Below are 16,879 nucleotides of genomic sequence, written 5' to 3'. Positions count from 1 at the left end.
GGGTCCGCCGGAAAGCCAGTGCGGCTCGCCCACGTCCGTGCCCGCGCACGGGGTGTGTGCGACGCGGCCGGAAGTCAGGCGTGACAGGTGCCCCGGCGAACGTCCTGTCACAGGCACGTTACCCAGTGGGCAGCATTACTGCGAAACCCCATTTGACCTGCGATTTTGCTTGGATTTCCAAGTAAATCGAGAAATAGGGGAACAACCACTGGTCACAGCCCTGCAGGCCGCCGGAACACGGGCACGTTATCCCGGCCACCCCGGGCACGGGAAGAGTCAATATGTGAGACTGCCTCCGTGCGCGAAACGGCAAAAATCAGCGTATTTCTCCTCGACGACCATGAAGTGGTCCGGCGTGGCGTTCGTGAGCTGCTCGCCGCCGAGGCCGACATCGAGGTGGTCGGCGAGGCGGGAACCGCGGAAGACGCCCTGGTCAGGATCCCTGCGACCGCTCCGGATGTCGCCATCCTGGACGTGCGGCTGCCGGACGGCAGCGGTGTGGAGGTGTGCCGCGAGGTCCGTTCGCGCAACGAGAACATCAAGTGTCTGATGCTCACCTCGTTCGCGGACGACGAGGCCCTCTTCGACGCGATCATGGCAGGTGCCTCGGGATATGCGCTGAAGGCGATCCGCGGCAGCGAACTGCTCGCCGCGGTGCGGGACGTCGCCGCGGGCAGATCACTGCTCGACCCGGCGGCGACCGCCCGGGTCCTGGAGCGGCTGCGCGAGGGGAACAGGCCGGCCGGCGACGAGCGGCTCGCGAACCTCACGGACCAGGAGCGCAGGATCCTGGACCTGATCGGCGAAGGGCTCACCAACCGGGCCATCGGCGAGCGGCTCCACCTCGCGGAGAAGACCATCAAGAACTACGTCTCCAGCCTGCTCTCCAAGCTGGGCATGGAGCGGCGCGCGCAGGCCGCCGCGTACGTGGCGAGGATCCAGGCGGAGCGTCAGCACCACTGACACCGCCACCTTCACTCGTTCGGACCAACGCGTCCACGCGCGGTCATGGGACTTAGGTCCCGTCACGTTCGGGGCCGGCGCCTCTACCCTGCGGAGCCGTCGGACACCGAGAGTGGACGGCATGCCTTCAGAGGAACTCCGCGCCATCGAGCTGCTCGGCCGCGTCCGCTACGGCCTCCTGGCCACCAGTGTCCGGGCCATGCCCGTCCTGGTCCCCGCTCAACACGTCGTGGCGGACGGCCGGGTGCTGCTGATGCTGCAGGCCACCGGCGAGCATCTGCGGGCAGGCTGCGGGAGCGTGGTCGCCTACGGCGCGGACAACCTCAACTCCGGTGCGGCGGCTCTCTGGTCCGTGCAGGTCACCGGTACCGCGGAGACGGTCAGCCCGAAGGAGGAGGAGCTGGCGCACTTCGGGCCGCGGCCGGACCGCATCGACGGCGAGGACTTCCGGCCGGCATACCTGTGCGTCGAACCCCGCTTCGCCACCGTGCACAACCTGGGTGACTCCGCAGGGCATTCGGCACAACACATGCAGTGATCTAACATCTGGCGGGTGCCGCGCTCATCTGATACCGCTCCGCCCCTCTCCGCGCTTCTGCGCCGCTACGAGAACGCGGGCGAGCCCCTCTCCTGCAAACCCGTCACCCAGGGGCTCCTCAACCGTGGCTACCGCCTCGCGACCACCCGCGGGGCGTACTTCCTCAAGCACCACCTCGACGGCGACCACGAGGCCATCGCGCGGCAGCATCGCGCCACCCAGCGGCTCCAGGCCCTCGACGTGCCCGTCGCGCCGCCCCTGGAGGACCAGGGCGGTGACACGGTCGCCGTGATCGACGGCCACTGCTACGCCCTGCACCCCTGGGTCGAAGGCCGCCACCGCAACGGCGCCCAGCTCAGCACCGCCCAGTCACGGCGGCTCGGATCGCTCCTCGGCCTGGTCCACACCTGCCTGGCGCAGGTCATGGACGACGGCACCGCCCGCAAGACCGAGCACAACAGCGCCGACCCCGAAGAGACGTTCACCCTCATCGACGAACTGCTGGAGCTGGCCAGGTCGGCCCGGCCCCGCGACTCCTTCGACACCCTCGCGGAACACCGCCTCCTCCAGCGGCGCACGCTGCTGGAGCGCCACGCCGGCCGCAGACCGCCGCCGGGCGGCGCGGGCGGCTGGGTGCACGGCGACTTCCACCCGCTGAACCTGCTCTACCAGGGGGCGGAGCCGGCCGCGATCGTCGACTGGGACCGGCTCGGGGTACAGCCGCGGGCGGAGGAGGCGGTGCGGGCAGCGGCGATCTTCTTCGTCCTCCCGGTCGGCCGGCTGGAGCTCACGAAGGTGCGGGCCTACGCACGCGCGTACCGGCGTGCCGTCGGCGCCGACCCGGCCGAACTGCGGGCCGCCGTGCACCGGGTCTGGTGGGAGCGGCTCAACGACTTCTGGATACTGCGCTGGCGCTACCAGCTGCACGACCGAAGGGCCGACCCGCAGTTCCCCGCGGTGTCGGCCCTGGCGGTGTGGTGGACGAAGGAGTACGACGCGGTGTGCGACGCGTTCGCCGGGTGAGGCGTCCGCGGGTGCCGCAGGCACCGAAAGGGCCGGACCCGCCCCGTCACTCGCCGCCGTCGTTGCCCTCCACGGTGCCGCCCCCGCCTTCGGTGGCACCGCCCGTCTCGGTCGGGGGCGGTTCGTCCGTCGGCTCCGTCGGCGTCGGCGTCGTCTGCGTCGGCTTGCCCGTCGGCTCGGTCGGCTTGCCCGTCGGGGACGGCGTCCAGGACGGCGTCGGCTGGGTGCTCGGCGTGAACGACGGTACGTCCGAAGGGGTCCACGACGGCTGCTGGTTGCCGCCCGTGGAGGTGTCGGGCTCGTCCGTCGGCTCGGTCTCCTCCTCGGTCGGCGTCGGCGACTCCTCCGGAGTCGTCGGCGTCTCGGAGACCGTCTTTCCGTCGCCCGGGTTCGTGCCGCCCTTGTCGTTCGCCCTGTCGAGCGCGAAGGCGATGCCCACGACCACCGCTACCACGGCAAGGGCCGCGAGCAGCCACACCTTGCCCCGGCCGCCCTTGCCGCCGCGCCCGCCGGCGCCGTAACCGCCGTCGTAGCCCCCGTCGTTCGGGTTCATCGGGGGAAGGATCGGGCCCTGCGAGGTCTCGCCGTGCACGGGGTGCGCCGCGGTCGCGCCGGTCATGCCCCTCGCCGGAGTGCCGCCACCGTCGTAGAGCTGGACCGGCCCGGTGTTCCAGGTGCCGTTGTGGCTGCCCTGCTGCTGCAGCATCTGCAGCCCGTACTGCACCAGTCCGCGCATCTCCTCCGCGCTCTGGAACCGGTCGTCCGGGTCCTTGGCGAGGGAGCGCATCACCAGCCCGTCGAGCTCGGGCGGCACCACGTCCGAGACGTCGGACGGCGGCACGGGGATGTCCTGCACGTGCTGGTAGACGACCGAGAGCGGCGTCTCACCCGTGAACGGGGGCCGCAGCGCGAGCAGTTCGTACAGCAGGCAGCCCGTCGCGTACAGGTCGGAACGGTGGTCGACGGCCTTGCCCAGCGCCTGCTCGGGGGAGAGGTACTGGGGGGTGCCCATGACCATGCCGGTCTGGGTCATCGTCGACTGGGCGCCGTGCAGTGCGCGCGCGATGCCGAAGTCCATCACCTTGACCGCGCCGGAGTTGGTGATGATGACGTTGGCGGGCTTGATGTCGCGGTGCACGATGCCGTGCTGGTGCGAATAGGCGAGGGCCTCGAGGACGCCGGAGACGATGATCAGGGCCTGCTCGGGCGGCGGCGCCTCCGCGTTGACGAGCAGGTCGCGGATGGTGCGCCCCTCGACGAGCTCCATCACGATGTAGGGGACGGTCTGGCTGCCCACCACGTCCTCGCCGGAGTCGTAGACCGCCACCACCGCATGGTGGTTGAGGCCGGCGACCGACTGCGCCTCACGGGTGAAGCGGGCCTTGGAGACCGGATCCTCTGCCAGGTCCGGCCGCAGCAGTTTGACGGCGACCGTACGGCCGAGCCGTACGTCCTCCGCCGCGAACACCTCGGCCATGCCGCCGCGGCCGAGACGGTGCGTCAGGCGGTAACGGCCGTCTCCGACCAGTCCGCCGACACCCCAGGCGTCCGCAGAATCCGGCACTCCGCTGCCGTCTGCTCCGGGTTCGGGTGCCATCAGTCCTCGCCGTCGTATCTGTCCGCGTGCGTACTCTGCCTGCGGGATGTCATTTCTCGGGGTGCTGTGCCACGTCACGCTACAGCCTTGGCGCGGCAGGCCGGTTTTCGAGAGGGACCGGCCATCAAACCTCCTGGGCGCGGAGGGGTGCAAATTCCATGCTGTTCCTGTAACGCTTCCGAGACGCTTGTTGTGCGTACGGTCACGGAACGGGCACCTGGCTTGACGTGTCGGACCCCTGCGGCAGACTTGCCCCGTAATACGGGATCACGGTCCAGGTTTCTCGGTCCTCGAGACAAGGATCGGCAAGCAATTGCGAACCATCGCGGACCGGGCCGTCGGGCCACCGCGCCGAGGGGGATGCACAGTCATGAGCCAGGACGGCGCGCAGGGCCGCTATGCGGGTGGTTCCGTGGCGGGCGGCCGGTATCAGCTTCGCGATCTGCTCGGCGAAGGCGGCATGGCCTCCGTCTACCTGGCCTACGACTCCGCGCTCGACCGCCAGGTGGCCATCAAGACGCTCCACACGGAACTGGGGCGCGAGCAGTCGTTCCGCGAGCGGTTCCGGCGTGAGGCGCAGGCCGTCGCCAAGCTGTCCCACACCAACATCGTGTCCGTCTTCGACACTGGCGAGGACGAGCTCGACGGCTCGCTGATGCCGTACATCGTCATGGAGTACGTGGAGGGGCAGCCGCTGGGATCCGTCCTGGCCGCCGACATCCAGCAGTACGGCGCGATGCCCGCCGACAAGGCGCTCAAGGTCACCGCCGACGTGCTCGCGGCCCTGGAGACCAGTCACGAGATGGGCCTGGTCCACCGCGACATCAAGCCCGGCAACGTGATGATGACCAAGCGCGGCATCGTCAAGGTGATGGACTTCGGCATCGCCCGCGCGATGCAGTCGGGCGTCACGTCGATGACGCAGACGGGCATGGTCGTCGGCACGCCGCAGTACCTCTCCCCCGAGCAGGCCCTCGGGCGCGGTGTGGACGCCCGCTCCGACCTTTACTCGGTCGGGATCATGCTCTTCCAGCTGCTGACCGGCCGGCTGCCGTTCGACGCGGACTCGCCGCTGGCGATCGCGTACGCGCACGTCCAGGAAGAGCCGGTCGCGCCGTCCACCGTCAACCGGTCCGTCACTCCCGCGATGGACGCGCTCGTCGCCCGCGCCCTGAAGAAGAACCCGAACGAGCGGTTCCCGAGCGCCGCCGCCATGCGCGACGAGTGTGCCCGGGTCGCGAGCGCCGGACAGACCGGCGCACCCGTGATCATCAGCGGTGCGCCGGCGAGCAGCGGCGCGGGCGTCGGTTCCGCCGTCTTCCCGCCCCTGGACCAGTCCGCCCCGCCCCCGCAGAGCGGCGTCCAGACGCCCTACCAGCCGGGCCCCTACGGCGCCCCCACCCCGGCCCCGACGCCGCACTACGGCTACCCGACGCCCGCCCCGGCGTACCAGACACCGGCCCCGGCGGTCTCGACCCCGCCGCCGTACACGATCTCGCCGCAGCCCGCCACGACCGGCGGCAGCGGTGGCGGTGGCCGGCGGAACATGCCGGTGATCGTGGGCGCCATCGCGGTGGCGCTGCTCGCCGTCGGCGGTCTCATCACCGCGATCGCCATGAACAAGGACGACGACGATCCGGGCACCGAGGCCGGTGGCGACCCGACGACCAGCGAGTCGCAGCAGGCCGGCTACAAGGGCCCGGAGCGCCAGCGGAAGATCGACAAGACGAAGTGCTCGGACGCACAGGAGGGCTACGACGACCCGTCCAAGGTCCAGGCCCCCGACTTCGTCTACAAGGACATCCTGTCGGTCAAGGAGTGCGCGCAGGCCGCGGGCTGGAAGGTCAACGTCAAGGACGTGCCCAACGCGCAGTGGGGCGAGGGCGTCGTGGTGACTCAGTTCCCGGGCGCCGACGTCGAGGTGTCGGAGGACGACGCGACGTTCGACCTCGAGGTCTCCACCGGCTATCCGGAGTAGACCCTCCCGAGCCCCTTCGGGGGCTCCGCACGAAGCAAACGGCCCGGTACGCGCCCTGCGCACCGGGCCGTCTCCGTACCCGCCGCCGGGACGAGCCGGTGCCCGAGATGCCGGAGACAGGGCGTCATGTGACGCTGACTCCGATATGTCGGTGACGACGATTCGGCACGGGAGGGGTCATCCGGTGACTCCAGCGCTGCGCACTCGATGCGCGATCACCGTCGCTTCACTTCTCCTGCTGGCCACTCCGGTCTCCCACGCCGGGGAGCGGGAGCCGCGGGAGGCGTCCCCCCAACCCTCTGTCTCCAAATCCCTCGCCGGGCGGCAGGCAGGGGAAGGGCGCCAGCGCCCCGGCCGTCGTACGACGCCGTCGCCGAGCGCGAGCGTGAGCCCTTCCGTCGCTCCTTCGGGCACTCCCGCCGCGGCGGTGTCGCCGTCGAAAACCGGCGCCCCTGCGAAGTCCTCCGCGCCGGGCTGGCCGCCCCGGCGGCACGAGGACCGGCCGTTCCGCACGGGACGGCCCCCGGAGGACACCCGTCCGGAGGAGGACGGGGCACCCGAGACGGAGGAGCCCGGCGGGGCCTGGAACGCGCCGACCTCCGGACCCCGCCGGAGCGACCCCGCCGCCGCCCGCCACCAGGCACCTCAGTCCGCACCGGTGCCCGTCGCCCAGCAGATCTCGCCGCTCTCGCTGGGCATCGGCATGGCCCTGATGGGCCTCGGCATCGGCTTCCTGGGCATGCGGCTGCGCCGTCGCTGACTCCCGCGTCCCTCTCAAGGGGGACGCCATGAGTCCCTCCAGCGATGGTTGCCGCCATGGGCATACTCGGTATACATACTGAGTATGTCCATCAGGCACGGGCTCCTCGCCCTCCTCGAACACGGCCCCCGCTACGGCTCCCAGCTCCGCTCGGAGTTCGAGTCGCGCACGGGCGCCACCTGGCCGCTCAACGTCGGCCAGGTCTACACGACCCTCAACCGTCTGGAGCGCGACGGGATGGTCGCGCAGAACGGCGAGGACGAGGCCGGGCACGCGCTGTACGTCATCACGGACGCCGGCCGCTCGGAGCTCAGGAGCTGGTTCGAGACGCCGGTGGACCGCAGCAGCCCGCCCCGCGACGAACTGGCCATCAAGCTCGCCATGGCGGTCGGCGCACCGGGGGTGGACATCCGTGCCGTCATCCAGTCCCAGCGCCACCACACGGTGAACGCCATGCAGGACTACACGCGTCTCAAGGCCCAGGCGCTCGCCGCGATCGAGAGCGGGGGGTCGCGGGAGCGGGACGACGTGGCGTGGCTGCTCGTGCTGGAGCAGCTCATCTTCCAGACGGAGGCCGAGGCGCGCTGGCTCGACCACTGCGAGGTGCGGCTGATCAGGCTCTCGGCGGCGGCAGGGCGGGGGACGCAACCGACAGGGGATTCACCCGCCGTCGCACCGTCGGCACGGACGCACCCGACCACGGCCGGCGCCCGTCCGGCGCGGCCTGATTAGGCCGCTCCGGCTCAGGCCGGCTGGGCGAGCCGGAACCACCCGCCACAGAGGGCGCCCGGTCCACCGCGCGGACCGCACATCCCGCAGACCGCCGGCACCGCTCGTCCGCTCAGGACCACCGCCCTTCGACGGTCACGACCCCCGGGGGCGGACATCGGACGGGGCGGGCACAGCGCCGGGGCGGACACCCGCTCCGGCCGGCCGCCGAAGGCCACAGGGCGAACACCCGCTCCGCACCGGCCGCCCGGCCGCAGCGCGGCCCACAGAACCGAATCGGCCACCCGGCCGACCACACACCTCTCCGTACACCCGCTCGTGTGTACGCGCCCGACCAAGGGGGACTTCACCTATGTCCGAACAGCTGTCACAGCAGCCCCAGTCTGCACAGCAACCGGTGCTGCAACTACAGCAGTTGACGCGTGTGCACGGCAGTGGCGCCACCGAAGTGCATGCCCTGCGTGGGATCAACCTCGATGTCTTCCCCGGTGAACTCGTCGCCGTCATGGGCCCGTCGGGCTCCGGGAAGTCGACGCTGCTGACGATCGCGGGCGGCCTCGACGTTCCGACCTCCGGGCGCGTGATCGTCGAGGACACCGACATCACGACCGCCGACCGCAAGACGCTCGCCGCTCTGCGCCGGCGCAGCATCGGCTATGTCTTCCAGGACTACAACCTCATCCCGGCACTCACCGCCGCAGAAAACGTCGCCCTGCCGCGCGAACTCGACGGCGTCTCCGCCCGGAAGGCCCGTGGCGAAGCCGTCGCCGCTCTTGAGGAGATGGACCTCGGGCACCTCGCCGACCGCTTCCCCGACGAGATGTCGGGCGGCCAGCAGCAGCGGGTCGCCATCGCGCGGGCCCTCGTCGGCGACCGCCGCCTCGTGCTCGCCGACGAGCCGACCGGCGCCCTGGACTCGGAGACCGGCGAGTCCGTGCTCGCCCTGCTGCGCTCCCGCTGCGACGCCGGCGCCGCCGGCATCCTGGTCACCCACGAGCCGCGCTTCGCCGCCTGGGCCGACCGCGTGGTGTTCCTGCGCGACGGCGCGGTCGTCGATCAGACCGTGCGCAGCCAGGCGGACTCCCTGCTCTCCGGCCAGGCGGCCGAGCTGTGATCACCTGGTACCACTCCTGGCGCGCCGCGATCCGGATCGCGCGCCGCGACGCCTGGCGCTCGAAGGGCCGCAGCTTCCTGGTCCTGGCCATGATCGCCCTGCCCATCCTCGGTGTGAGCGCCGCGGACCTGACCGTCCGCAGCGCGGAACTCTCCACCGAGCAGGGACTCGAGCGATCGCTCGGTGCCGCCGACGGCAGGATCTCCGACCCGGGTCTGGGCGGTGTACCGATCATGCAGTCCCCGGACGGCAGGAACTACAACCCGATCGGCGACTTCGACAACAAGCCGTGGCCGGAGGGGAAGGCGGACATCACCAAGGCCCTGCCCGCAGGCGCGAAGACGCTGAAGGACACGGTCGGTTCCGCCAAGCTCCGCACGACACACGGTCTGCTGCACACGGAGATACGTGAGCTGAACGCCTCCGACCCGATGGCCGAGGGCATCCTGGCCGTGGTCAGCGGCCGGCTCCCGCAGAAGCCCGACGAAGTGGCCGCTACCACGCACTTCCTCGAGAGCAGCGGCCTCAAGGTGGGCTCCACGCTCACCGCTCGGGGATTCGACCGCGCGTACCGCATCGTCGGCTCGTACGAACTCCCCAACGCTCTGGACACTGACCAGGTCAACGTCTTGCCGGGTGCCATGCTCGCGCCGCTCGACAAGGCGCTGGAAACGGCGGGACTGTCCGGCACATCGCCCTCCACGACGCTGCTTGCGGCCGTTCCCGGCGGTTTCACGTGGAACATCGTCAAGGACATCAACACCAAGGGTGTGACGGTCGAATCACGGGCGGTGTCGCTGAACCCGCCGGCCGACTCCGAGGTGCCCCTCTTCCAGGAGGAGGGCTGGGGGAACTTCGAGGAGAGCACGGCCGCAAAGGCGGCGGCGCTCGCCGCTGTGGGTACCGTCGTCGGCCTCGCCATGCTGGAGATCTGCCTGCTGGCCGGCCCCGCCTTCGCGGTGGGCGCCCGGCGCTCCCGCCGCCAGCTCGGCCTGGTGGGGGCCAACGGCGGCGACCGCCGGCACATCCGGGCCATCGTTCTCGGTGGCGGTCTGGTGATCGGCGTCGCGGCAGCCGTGGTGGGCACGGTCCTCGGACTGGCCCTCACCTACCTGCTCCAGCCGCTGCTGGAGAACTACCTGGGCAAGCGCTTCGGGCACTTCGACGTCCGGCCGCTCGAACTGCTCGGTATTGCGCTGCTCGCCGTGCTGACCGGTCTGCTGGCCGCCGTCGTTCCCGCCGTCACCGCGTCGCGGCAGACCGTCCTCGCCTCGCTCACCGGCCGCCGCGGCGTCCGCCGCAGCAGCCGGGTGCTGCCGGTCATCGGTCTGATCGCGGTGGCTCTCGGTGCCTCGATCGCCCTGTACGGGTCGATGATGACCGACCAGTTCGCCATCGTCGCCGGCGGCAGTGCCCTGGCCGAGCTGGGCGTGGTCGCGCTGACTCCCGCCCTGGTGGGCCTGTTCGGCCGGATCGGCCGGATCCTGCCGCTGTCCCCCCGGCTCGCCCTGCGCGACGCCGTCCGCAACCGGGGACGCACGGCTCCCGCGGTCGCCGCGGTACTGGCCGCCGTCGCGGGCACCGTGGCCGTCGCCACCTACGCTGCGAGCGCCGATGCCCAGGGCGCCGCCGAGTACCAGGCACAACTGCCGCACGGCGCCGTCTCCATGACGATCGACGAGGGCGGCGGGCGTGACGTCCCGGGTGCGCGCAGCACCGTGCAGAAGCTGCTTCCCGTGGACGTGCGGGCGGACGTCGACCGGATCTCCGTGGGCAGGGCCGGCTGCGGGATGTACGACAGCGGCAAGGGCTGCGGACGGTACGAGATCATCGTGCCCAAGGCCAACGAGTGCCCGCTGTGGGCCACGGATCCGGCGCATCCGGACCAGGACCCGTCGGAAAAGTTCAGCAAGGCGGAACGCCGCAAGCTGGCCGAGGACTGGCGCTGCAAGGAGGGCAGCGGTGGCGGGGCCTACGTCGACGGCGGCGTGGCCGTCGCGGACGCCAAGCTGCTCAAGGTGCTCGGCATCGACGATCCCGCCGCGGAGAAGGCCCTGGCGGCCGGGCAGATCGTGTCCTTCGACAAGCGCAACGTCGACAGCAAGGGCAAGATCGGCATCCGGTTGATCACCGACATCGAGGCCGCCGACCGGGCCGCGGAGAAGGGCCAGCAGCCCCCGGGCGAGATCAAGACCTTCACCGCTCACATGGCCGCGAAAACGAACTCGTACGGCCTCTCCACGCTGCTCACGCCCGCCGCGGCCAAGTCGGCGGGACTCACCACGGTGCCGCTCGGCGCCTACTTCTCGACGGACAGGATGCCGAGCACCGAGCAGCGGCAGCGGCTCGACGGCGAGCTGGACAAGACGGGCGCCGCGGTCAACCTTCACATCGAGGAGGGCTACACCAGCGAGAACAGCATCGTCATGCTGGCGCTGACGGTGTTCGCCGGTCTGATCACGATCGGAGCGGCAGGCATCGCCACCGGACTGGCCCAGGCGGACGCAGAGGCCGACCTGAAGACGCTCGCCGCCGTCGGAGCCCCGCCGAGGGTCCGCAGGACGCTCAGCGGCTTCCAGTGCGGGGTGGTGGCCGCGATGGGCGTGGTCCTCGGCTCGGCGGCCGGCGTGCTGCCGGCGATCGGGCTGAGGCTCACCGAGGAGCGCCAGCAGCGGGCCTGGTACGAGCAGGCTCTGGACGAGGGCTGGGGCGCCATGGACTCGGTGCCGTACGTGCCGATCGTGGTGCCCTGGGAGACGCTGGCCGCTCTGCTGGTGGCCGTCCCGGTGGGCGCCGCCCTCCTGGCGGCCCTGGTCACCCGCTCCCGGGGCGCGCTCGCCCGGCGAGAGGCTGCCTGATCACGCTCCCGCTGCATCCGGCGCCGACTGGGTGATCCTTTGCCGGCGGATCGCTGTCCAGCAGTTTTGTGCCCCCGTAGGAGGGTGGATCACTCTCCTACGGGGGCACACCTCTGGTTACGCGCATGTACGAGAGAATGGCGGCATGGAGATGCCGAGGAATGAACGGTCGCAGGAGAGCCCACACGTCCTCGTCGTGGGACAGGACGGGATGGCCCTCAGCCAGGGTGACGGTGACAACGAGTCGCGTGAGGTCCCGGTGACGGAAATGGTCGAACAGCCGGCGAAGGTCATGCGCATCGGCAGCATGATCAAGCAGCTGCTCGAGGAAGTGCGGGCAGCTCCTCTGGACGAGGCGAGCCGGGTCCGGCTCAAGGAGATCCACGCCGGTTCGGTCAAGGAGCTGGAGGACGGGCTCGCGCCGGAGCTCGTGGAGGAACTGGAACGCCTCTCCCTCCCGTTCACGGACGACGCGATTCCGTCCGAAGCGGAACTGCGTATCGCGCAGGCCCAGTTGGTGGGCTGGCTCGAAGGTCTTTTCCACGGGATCCAGACCGCGCTGTTCGCCCAGCAGATGGCCGCACGGGCCCAGTTGGAGCAGATGCGGCGCGCACTGCCGCCCGGTGCGTCCCACGAGGAGGACGAGGGCGGTCAGCACGGCGCGATCCGCTCCGGTCCGTACCTCTAGTCCGGTCCGCACTCTTACCTCTGGGTCTCCGGTCCGGCCCTTACGTCCGGCCCATACCTCGGGTCCGGTCCACAGTCCCGGCCCCTTACCTCTGGTCCGGCACGAGGGCCCCGGCCACTTCTCGGTGGCCGGGGCCCTCGTCCGCGTGCGCTGACCCCCGCTGACCGGGGGTTGTTCAGGCCTGACCCGGAGCGATCAGCAGGACCTTGCCCACATGCTCCCCGGACTCCAGCGCGCGGTGGCCTTCCGCCGCGTCCGCGAGCGGGACCTTTCGGTCCACGACCGCGTGCACACGTCCCCCGCCGATCAGGGGCCAGACGTGTTCGCGCACGGCGGCCACGATCGCCGCCTTCTCGCCCAGCGGCCTGCCGCGCAGCGATGTGGCGGTGACGGCTGCACGCTTGCGCAGCAGAGCGCCGAGGTTCAGCTCGCCCTTGACGCCGCCCTGGAGACCGATGACGGCGAGCCGGCCGTTGACCGCCAGCGCCTTCACGTTCCGGTCCAGGTACTTCGCGCCGACGATGTCGAGGATGACGTCGGCGCCCGCTCCGCCGGTGACCTTTCCGATCTCCTCCACGAAGTCCTGCTCGCGGTAGTTGATCAGGGAGTCGGCGCCCAGCTCTGCACAGCGCTCAAGCTTCTCGGGGCTCCCTGCGGTGACGGCCACCCGCGCGCCCACGGCCTTGGCCAGCTGTACGGCCATGGTGCCGATCCCGCTTGCGCCGCCGTGGACGAGAAGCGTCTCGCCCGGTCGCAGATGGGCGATCATGAACACGTTCGACCACACCGTGGCCGTCACCTCGGGCAGCGCTGCGGCCGTGATCAGGTCCATGCCGTCCGGGACGGGGAGCAACTGCCCCGCGGGCACGGCCACCTTCTCCGCGTAGCCACCGCCCGCCAGCAGCGCGCACACCTCGTCGCCGACGGCCCAGCCGGAGACACCGGGTCCCACGGCCGAGATCCGGCCCGAACATTCGAGGCCGGGGTACGGGGAAGAGCCCGGCGGGGGGTCGTAGAAGCCCTGCCGTTGCAGCAGATCCGCGCGGTTCACCGCGCTCGCCGCGACATCGACGAGGACTTCGCCCTCACCGGGCACCGGATCGGGGACTTCCGCCCAGACCAGTGCTTCGGGACCGCCGGGCTCGGGAATCGTGATCGCATACATGGCGGCGAGGCTACTCGGACGAGTTCGGTGCGGAGTCGTTCTGCGCCCGCACGATGGTGATGAGCCGGTCGGTGAGCTGCAGCGGGCTCGCGGCCGGATCGTCGTATCCCAGCAGGCGGTGGCCGCGCAGCACGGACACGACCAGGTCCTCCGTCTCGCGGACACTGCGGCCCACTTCGGCCTTTATCACCGGCCGCTCGATCAGATCGAGACCGCTGCCCTGCTGGATCAGGTCCTCCATCACCGTTCCCGCGCTGGGGCTCAGGACGGACAGGCCGAGCAGTCGGCCGGCCGCGCCGGAGCTGGTGATCACTGCGTCCGCCCCGGACTGACGGAGCAACGGAGCGTTCTCCTCCTCGCGGACCGCGGCGACGATCTTCGCGCCACGGTTGAGCTGGCGGGCGGTGAGGGTGACCAGGACCGCGGTGTCGTCCCGCTGGGGTGCGACCACGATCTGCCGGGCCTTCTGCAGTTCGGCACGGATCAGGACGTCACTGCGCGTCGCGTCGCCGACGACGCCGACGAAACCCTCCGCGTTGGCGGCTTCGATCACCTTGGCGCTCGGGTCGACGATGACGATCTGGTCCTTCCTCAGCCCTGTGGCACAGAGCGTCTGCATCGCCGATCGTCCCTTCGTGCCGAAGCCGACGATGACGGTGTGCTCACGCAAGTTGGACCTCCAGCGGTTCAGCCGCCACTCCTCCCGGGTGCGTTCCGTGAGGACCTCGAGAGTGGTGCCGACCAGGATGATGAGAAAGAGAACGCGGAGCGGCGTGATCAGCAGCACGTTGGTGAGCCGTGCCCCGTCGCTGTACGGAACGATGTCTCCGTAGCCGGTGGTGGAGAGAGTGACCGTGGCGTAGTAGACGGCGTCGAGGAATGTGACCTTCTCGTCCGAATTGTCGTGATAGCCGGCTCGGTCGGTCCAGACGATGAACACCGTGATGGCGAGCACCATCAGCGCCATCAGCAGCCGCTTGCTCACCTGGCGCAGCGGACGCTCGACGATTCGCCGGGGCAGTTTCACACGGCCGCTGACGAGGTGCTCATCCGCATGCCGGGCCATGGCGTCCTGGCCGGGAAGTTTCACGTGAAACACCTTCCCGCGTCCGAGGTGGTCCAAGGCGCCAAGGTGGCCCAGGGCAGGTCGAGAACCTCCAGGTCGTCGCCGGCTCTCGCGCCTCCCGGAGGGACGACGGCGAGCCCGTCCGCGGCCGCGATGCCTCGCAGCATGGCGGGGCCGTTGTAGTGCAGGGGGACCAGCCGGTCCTCCCGGTGCACGACGGGAACGAGCCGGGTGTCGTGCGGGTGGCCGTGCACCTCGCCCTTCAGGGGGGCGCTGTACGCCGCTGGGGCGGGCCGGCCCGCGAGGCCCCGCAGCAGCGGCTCGGCCAGCGTCAGGAGACCGGAGACGGCGGCCAGGGGGTTGCCCGGCAGACCCACCAGGTACTTCCCCGGAGCCAGCCGCGCCAGCAGCATCGGATGCCCGGGTCGTACCGCAACCTGGTCGACCAGCAGCTCCGCCCCCGCCTTCCGCAGGACCGGATGGACATGGTCGACGGGGCCGGCCGCCGTACCGCCCGTGGTGATCACCACGTCCGCCTCGGAGGTGGTGACCGCCCTGTGGAGGGCCTCGGCGTCGTCTCCGAGCCGGCGTGTGGCCAGTACCTCCGCGCCCAGGGCACGCAGCCACGGACCGATCATCGGCCCGAGAGCGTCACGGATCAGGCCGTCGTGGGGCAGGGAGGAGGTGAGCAGCTCGTCGCCGAGTACGAGGATCTCCACGCGGGGACGGGCGAATGTGACGAGTTCGTCGTATCCGGCGGCGGCTGCGAGCCCGAGCACCGGCGGTGTCACCACGGCCAGGGCCGGCAGCAGTCGGTCGCCCGTCCGGCACTCCTGGCCTCGGGCGCGGATGTCCTGTCCGGGGATCACCTCACGATCGGCGTGGAGCTGCTGCGCGGCGGTGTCGACCCGGGCGTGTTCACTGCGGATGACGGCGGTGGTTTCCGGTGGAACGCGGGCGCCTGTGGCGATCCGTACCGCCGTGCCGTCGGGCAGCGGCCCGCTGTCGCCATGGCCGGCGAGGATCGATCCGTCACCGCGGAGCGCCCAGGGACCGGGGCCCGCCACCGCCCAGCCGTCCATGGCGGAGGTGTCGAAGGAGGGAAGGTCGCACAGTGCCGTGAGCGGCTCGGCGAGCACCTGCCCCAGCGCCTCGTCCAGCGGCACACGGTGGGTACGGGGGACGGCCGCGTGACCGGCCTGTGCCGCCCGGGACCGTGCGTCGGGCCATGCGGCGGCACGGTGGCGGTGCGGGCGGGCGACGCCCGCGGGAGGGGCAGCGTCGCCGGCCGGGCCGGTTCCGTCACCCGGCCTCGGACCGACCAGGGCCAGCGCTTCGTCGACCCCGTCCAGGTCGCCCGCGTCGGGTGGGGCCGCGCCGGCGGTGGGTGCCGGCTGCTCGCTGCCGGCCGCTGCCGCGGCCTGGCTATCGTGACCGGTCATCGGGCTGCGTCACCACCGCTCGCGCCCGCTGCCGGGTCGTCCGGCCGGGCGCCCTGCTCCGCCTCCTCGGCCCAGCGTGCAGCCAGCGCGGCCGCCTTGCGGGCGGCCTCCGCGACAGCCTCGGGTCCGCCCTCTGCCTTGGCCGCCGCGTAGCCCACCAGGAAGGTGGTCAGTGGTGCGGCGGGGCGCGCGACACCGTGGGCGGCGTCGCGGGCGAGGTCGAGAAGGACATGGGTGTCGACGTCCAGCTCGATGCCGAGCTCGTCCTTGACTGCGTTGATCCATTCGTCCAGCACGTTCACATGCTCCCTGATGCGGGCCCGGGCTGTTGAGATGTCCTCCCAGGTGTCGCAGTCGAAGGAGGCGAGAGGGTCGGACTCGATCCGGGCCAGGTCCAGTTCTCGGGTCAGTAGACGCAGCGGCAGTCCTGAAAGGCTCCCGTATTCGGCTGCGAGGAGAGCAAGTTCACGTCGAAGGGGCTCAGCGCGGTAAGCGGCCACGAGGGGCTGGTCACGGCCGTCGACGTCGGTCAGAACGACGCCCTCGCCGTCCCGCGCGGCGAGGGCGTCCACCAGTCTGCGCACCGTCCCCTCACGGAGGAACGGAAGATCGGCCGAGAGCACGAGGAGGGACTCGGCCGCGGTGTGCCGTACGCCGGCGTCGAGCGCCGCCAGCGGGCCGCCTCCGGCCGGCTCCTCGCGCGCCCACACGACGGGACGGGCGGTGGGCCTGCGCCCGCCGACGACCACGGTGCGGCCGGCGTCACGGCAGGCCGCGAGAACGCGGTCGAGCAGGGCCCGCCCGCCCACGCTCACCGCCGGCTTGTCCGCCCCGCCCAGCCGCTTGGCGGCACCTCCGGCGAGCACGATGGCGTCGTACGCGGTAGTCGCGGTCATTCCTGAAGTATGGTCCGCGATCCTGCGGGCGGGGAGGCCCGGTTCGATCTTTCTGCCGCCGC

14 protein-coding genes are annotated in these 16,879 nt (G+C 71.1%); 9 read left to right on the top strand and 5 right to left on the bottom strand.

Going from position 1 to position 16,879, the window contains the following annotated elements:
* The first annotated feature begins 297 nt into the window (after nt 1-297).
* The 3 genes from ACTMTU_RS11660 to ACTMTU_RS11650 all read left to right on the top strand — a co-directional run bounded on the left by ACTMTU_RS11660 (nt 298) and on the right by ACTMTU_RS11650 (nt 2,524).
* On the top strand, nt 298-963 hold the full coding sequence (locus tag ACTMTU_RS11660; RefSeq protein ID WP_441263395.1) for a response regulator: 666 nt from the start codon (nt 298-300) through the stop codon (nt 961-963).
* 121 nt (nt 964-1,084) lie between these two features.
* Nucleotides 1,085-1,501, top strand: a complete 417-nt coding sequence (locus tag ACTMTU_RS11655; protein ID WP_441263394.1) for a pyridoxamine 5'-phosphate oxidase family protein — start codon at nt 1,085-1,087, stop codon at nt 1,499-1,501.
* Between the two features lie 15 nt (nt 1,502-1,516).
* Complete coding sequence (locus ACTMTU_RS11650; protein ID WP_441263393.1) at nt 1,517-2,524, top strand: phosphotransferase; 1,008 nt, start codon at nt 1,517-1,519, stop codon at nt 2,522-2,524.
* A gap of 46 nt (nt 2,525-2,570) precedes the next feature.
* On the opposite strand, the gene ACTMTU_RS11645 is transcribed toward ACTMTU_RS11650, so the two are convergent.
* A complete protein-coding gene (locus ACTMTU_RS11645; RefSeq protein ID WP_441263392.1) occupies nt 2,571-4,121 on the bottom strand; it encodes a protein kinase domain-containing protein in 1,551 nt (516 codons plus the stop codon).
* Nucleotides 4,122-4,491: 370 nt separating this feature from the next.
* On the opposite strand from ACTMTU_RS11645, the gene ACTMTU_RS11640 reads away from it, so the two are divergent.
* The 6 genes from ACTMTU_RS11640 to ACTMTU_RS11615 all read left to right on the top strand — a co-directional run bounded on the left by ACTMTU_RS11640 (nt 4,492) and on the right by ACTMTU_RS11615 (nt 12,248).
* On the top strand, nt 4,492-6,099 hold the full coding sequence (locus ACTMTU_RS11640; RefSeq protein ID WP_441263391.1) for a protein kinase domain-containing protein: 1,608 nt from the start codon (nt 4,492-4,494) through the stop codon (nt 6,097-6,099).
* 385 nt (nt 6,100-6,484) lie between these two features.
* Nucleotides 6,485-6,859: a hypothetical protein gene (locus ACTMTU_RS11635; protein WP_441263390.1), complete on the top strand. Its 375-nt coding sequence runs from the start codon at nt 6,485-6,487 to the stop codon at nt 6,857-6,859.
* An 84-nt stretch (nt 6,860-6,943) separates the two neighbouring features.
* Nucleotides 6,944-7,591 carry a PadR family transcriptional regulator gene (locus tag ACTMTU_RS11630; protein WP_441263389.1) on the top strand — a complete coding sequence of 216 codons (648 nt, stop codon included), beginning with the start codon at nt 6,944-6,946 and terminating at the stop codon, nt 7,589-7,591.
* A 349-nt stretch (nt 7,592-7,940) separates the two neighbouring features.
* Nucleotides 7,941-8,702: an ABC transporter ATP-binding protein gene (locus ACTMTU_RS11625; RefSeq protein WP_441263388.1), complete on the top strand. Its 762-nt coding sequence runs from the start codon at nt 7,941-7,943 to the stop codon at nt 8,700-8,702.
* Nucleotides 8,699-11,560, top strand: a complete 2,862-nt coding sequence (locus tag ACTMTU_RS11620) for an FtsX-like permease family protein (protein ID WP_441263387.1) — start codon at nt 8,699-8,701, stop codon at nt 11,558-11,560. The genes ACTMTU_RS11625 and ACTMTU_RS11620 overlap by 4 nt, the downstream gene beginning before the upstream one ends.
* Nucleotides 11,561-11,705: 145 nt before the next feature.
* Entirely contained in the window at nt 11,706-12,248 is a 543-nt protein-coding gene (locus ACTMTU_RS11615) for a bacterial proteasome activator family protein (RefSeq protein ID WP_005314769.1), read from the top strand.
* Between the two features lie 175 nt (nt 12,249-12,423).
* Here the strand turns inward: ACTMTU_RS11615 and ACTMTU_RS11610 are convergent, their stop codons facing one another.
* The 4 genes from ACTMTU_RS11610 to ACTMTU_RS11595 are packed head-to-tail and all read right to left on the bottom strand — an operon-like array spanning nt 12,424 to nt 16,817.
* A complete protein-coding gene (locus tag ACTMTU_RS11610; RefSeq protein ID WP_441263386.1) occupies nt 12,424-13,413 on the bottom strand; it encodes an NAD(P)H-quinone oxidoreductase in 990 nt (329 codons plus the stop codon).
* 10 nt (nt 13,414-13,423) lie between these two features.
* Nucleotides 13,424-14,503, bottom strand: coding sequence for a potassium channel family protein (locus ACTMTU_RS11605; RefSeq protein ID WP_189473223.1), 1,080 nt, complete (start codon nt 14,501-14,503; stop codon nt 13,424-13,426).
* Entirely contained in the window at nt 14,500-15,921 is a 1,422-nt protein-coding gene (locus ACTMTU_RS11600; protein WP_441263385.1) for a molybdopterin molybdotransferase MoeA, read from the bottom strand. Before ACTMTU_RS11600 ends, ACTMTU_RS11605 begins: the two co-directional genes overlap by 4 nt.
* Nucleotides 15,918-16,817: an NTP transferase domain-containing protein gene (locus ACTMTU_RS11595; RefSeq protein ID WP_441263384.1), complete on the bottom strand. Its 900-nt coding sequence runs from the start codon at nt 16,815-16,817 to the stop codon at nt 15,918-15,920. The genes ACTMTU_RS11600 and ACTMTU_RS11595 overlap by 4 nt, the downstream gene beginning before the upstream one ends.
* Nucleotides 16,818-16,879 lie beyond the last annotated feature (62 nt).

Origin of the sequence: Streptomyces sp. OZ13 (assembly GCF_052068155.1) — a bacterium.
Lineage (GTDB): Bacteria > Actinomycetota > Actinomycetes > Streptomycetales > Streptomycetaceae > Streptomyces.
Note: the sequence above shows the minus strand (reverse complement) of the source record. Positions and strands in the feature narration are given on the sequence as shown.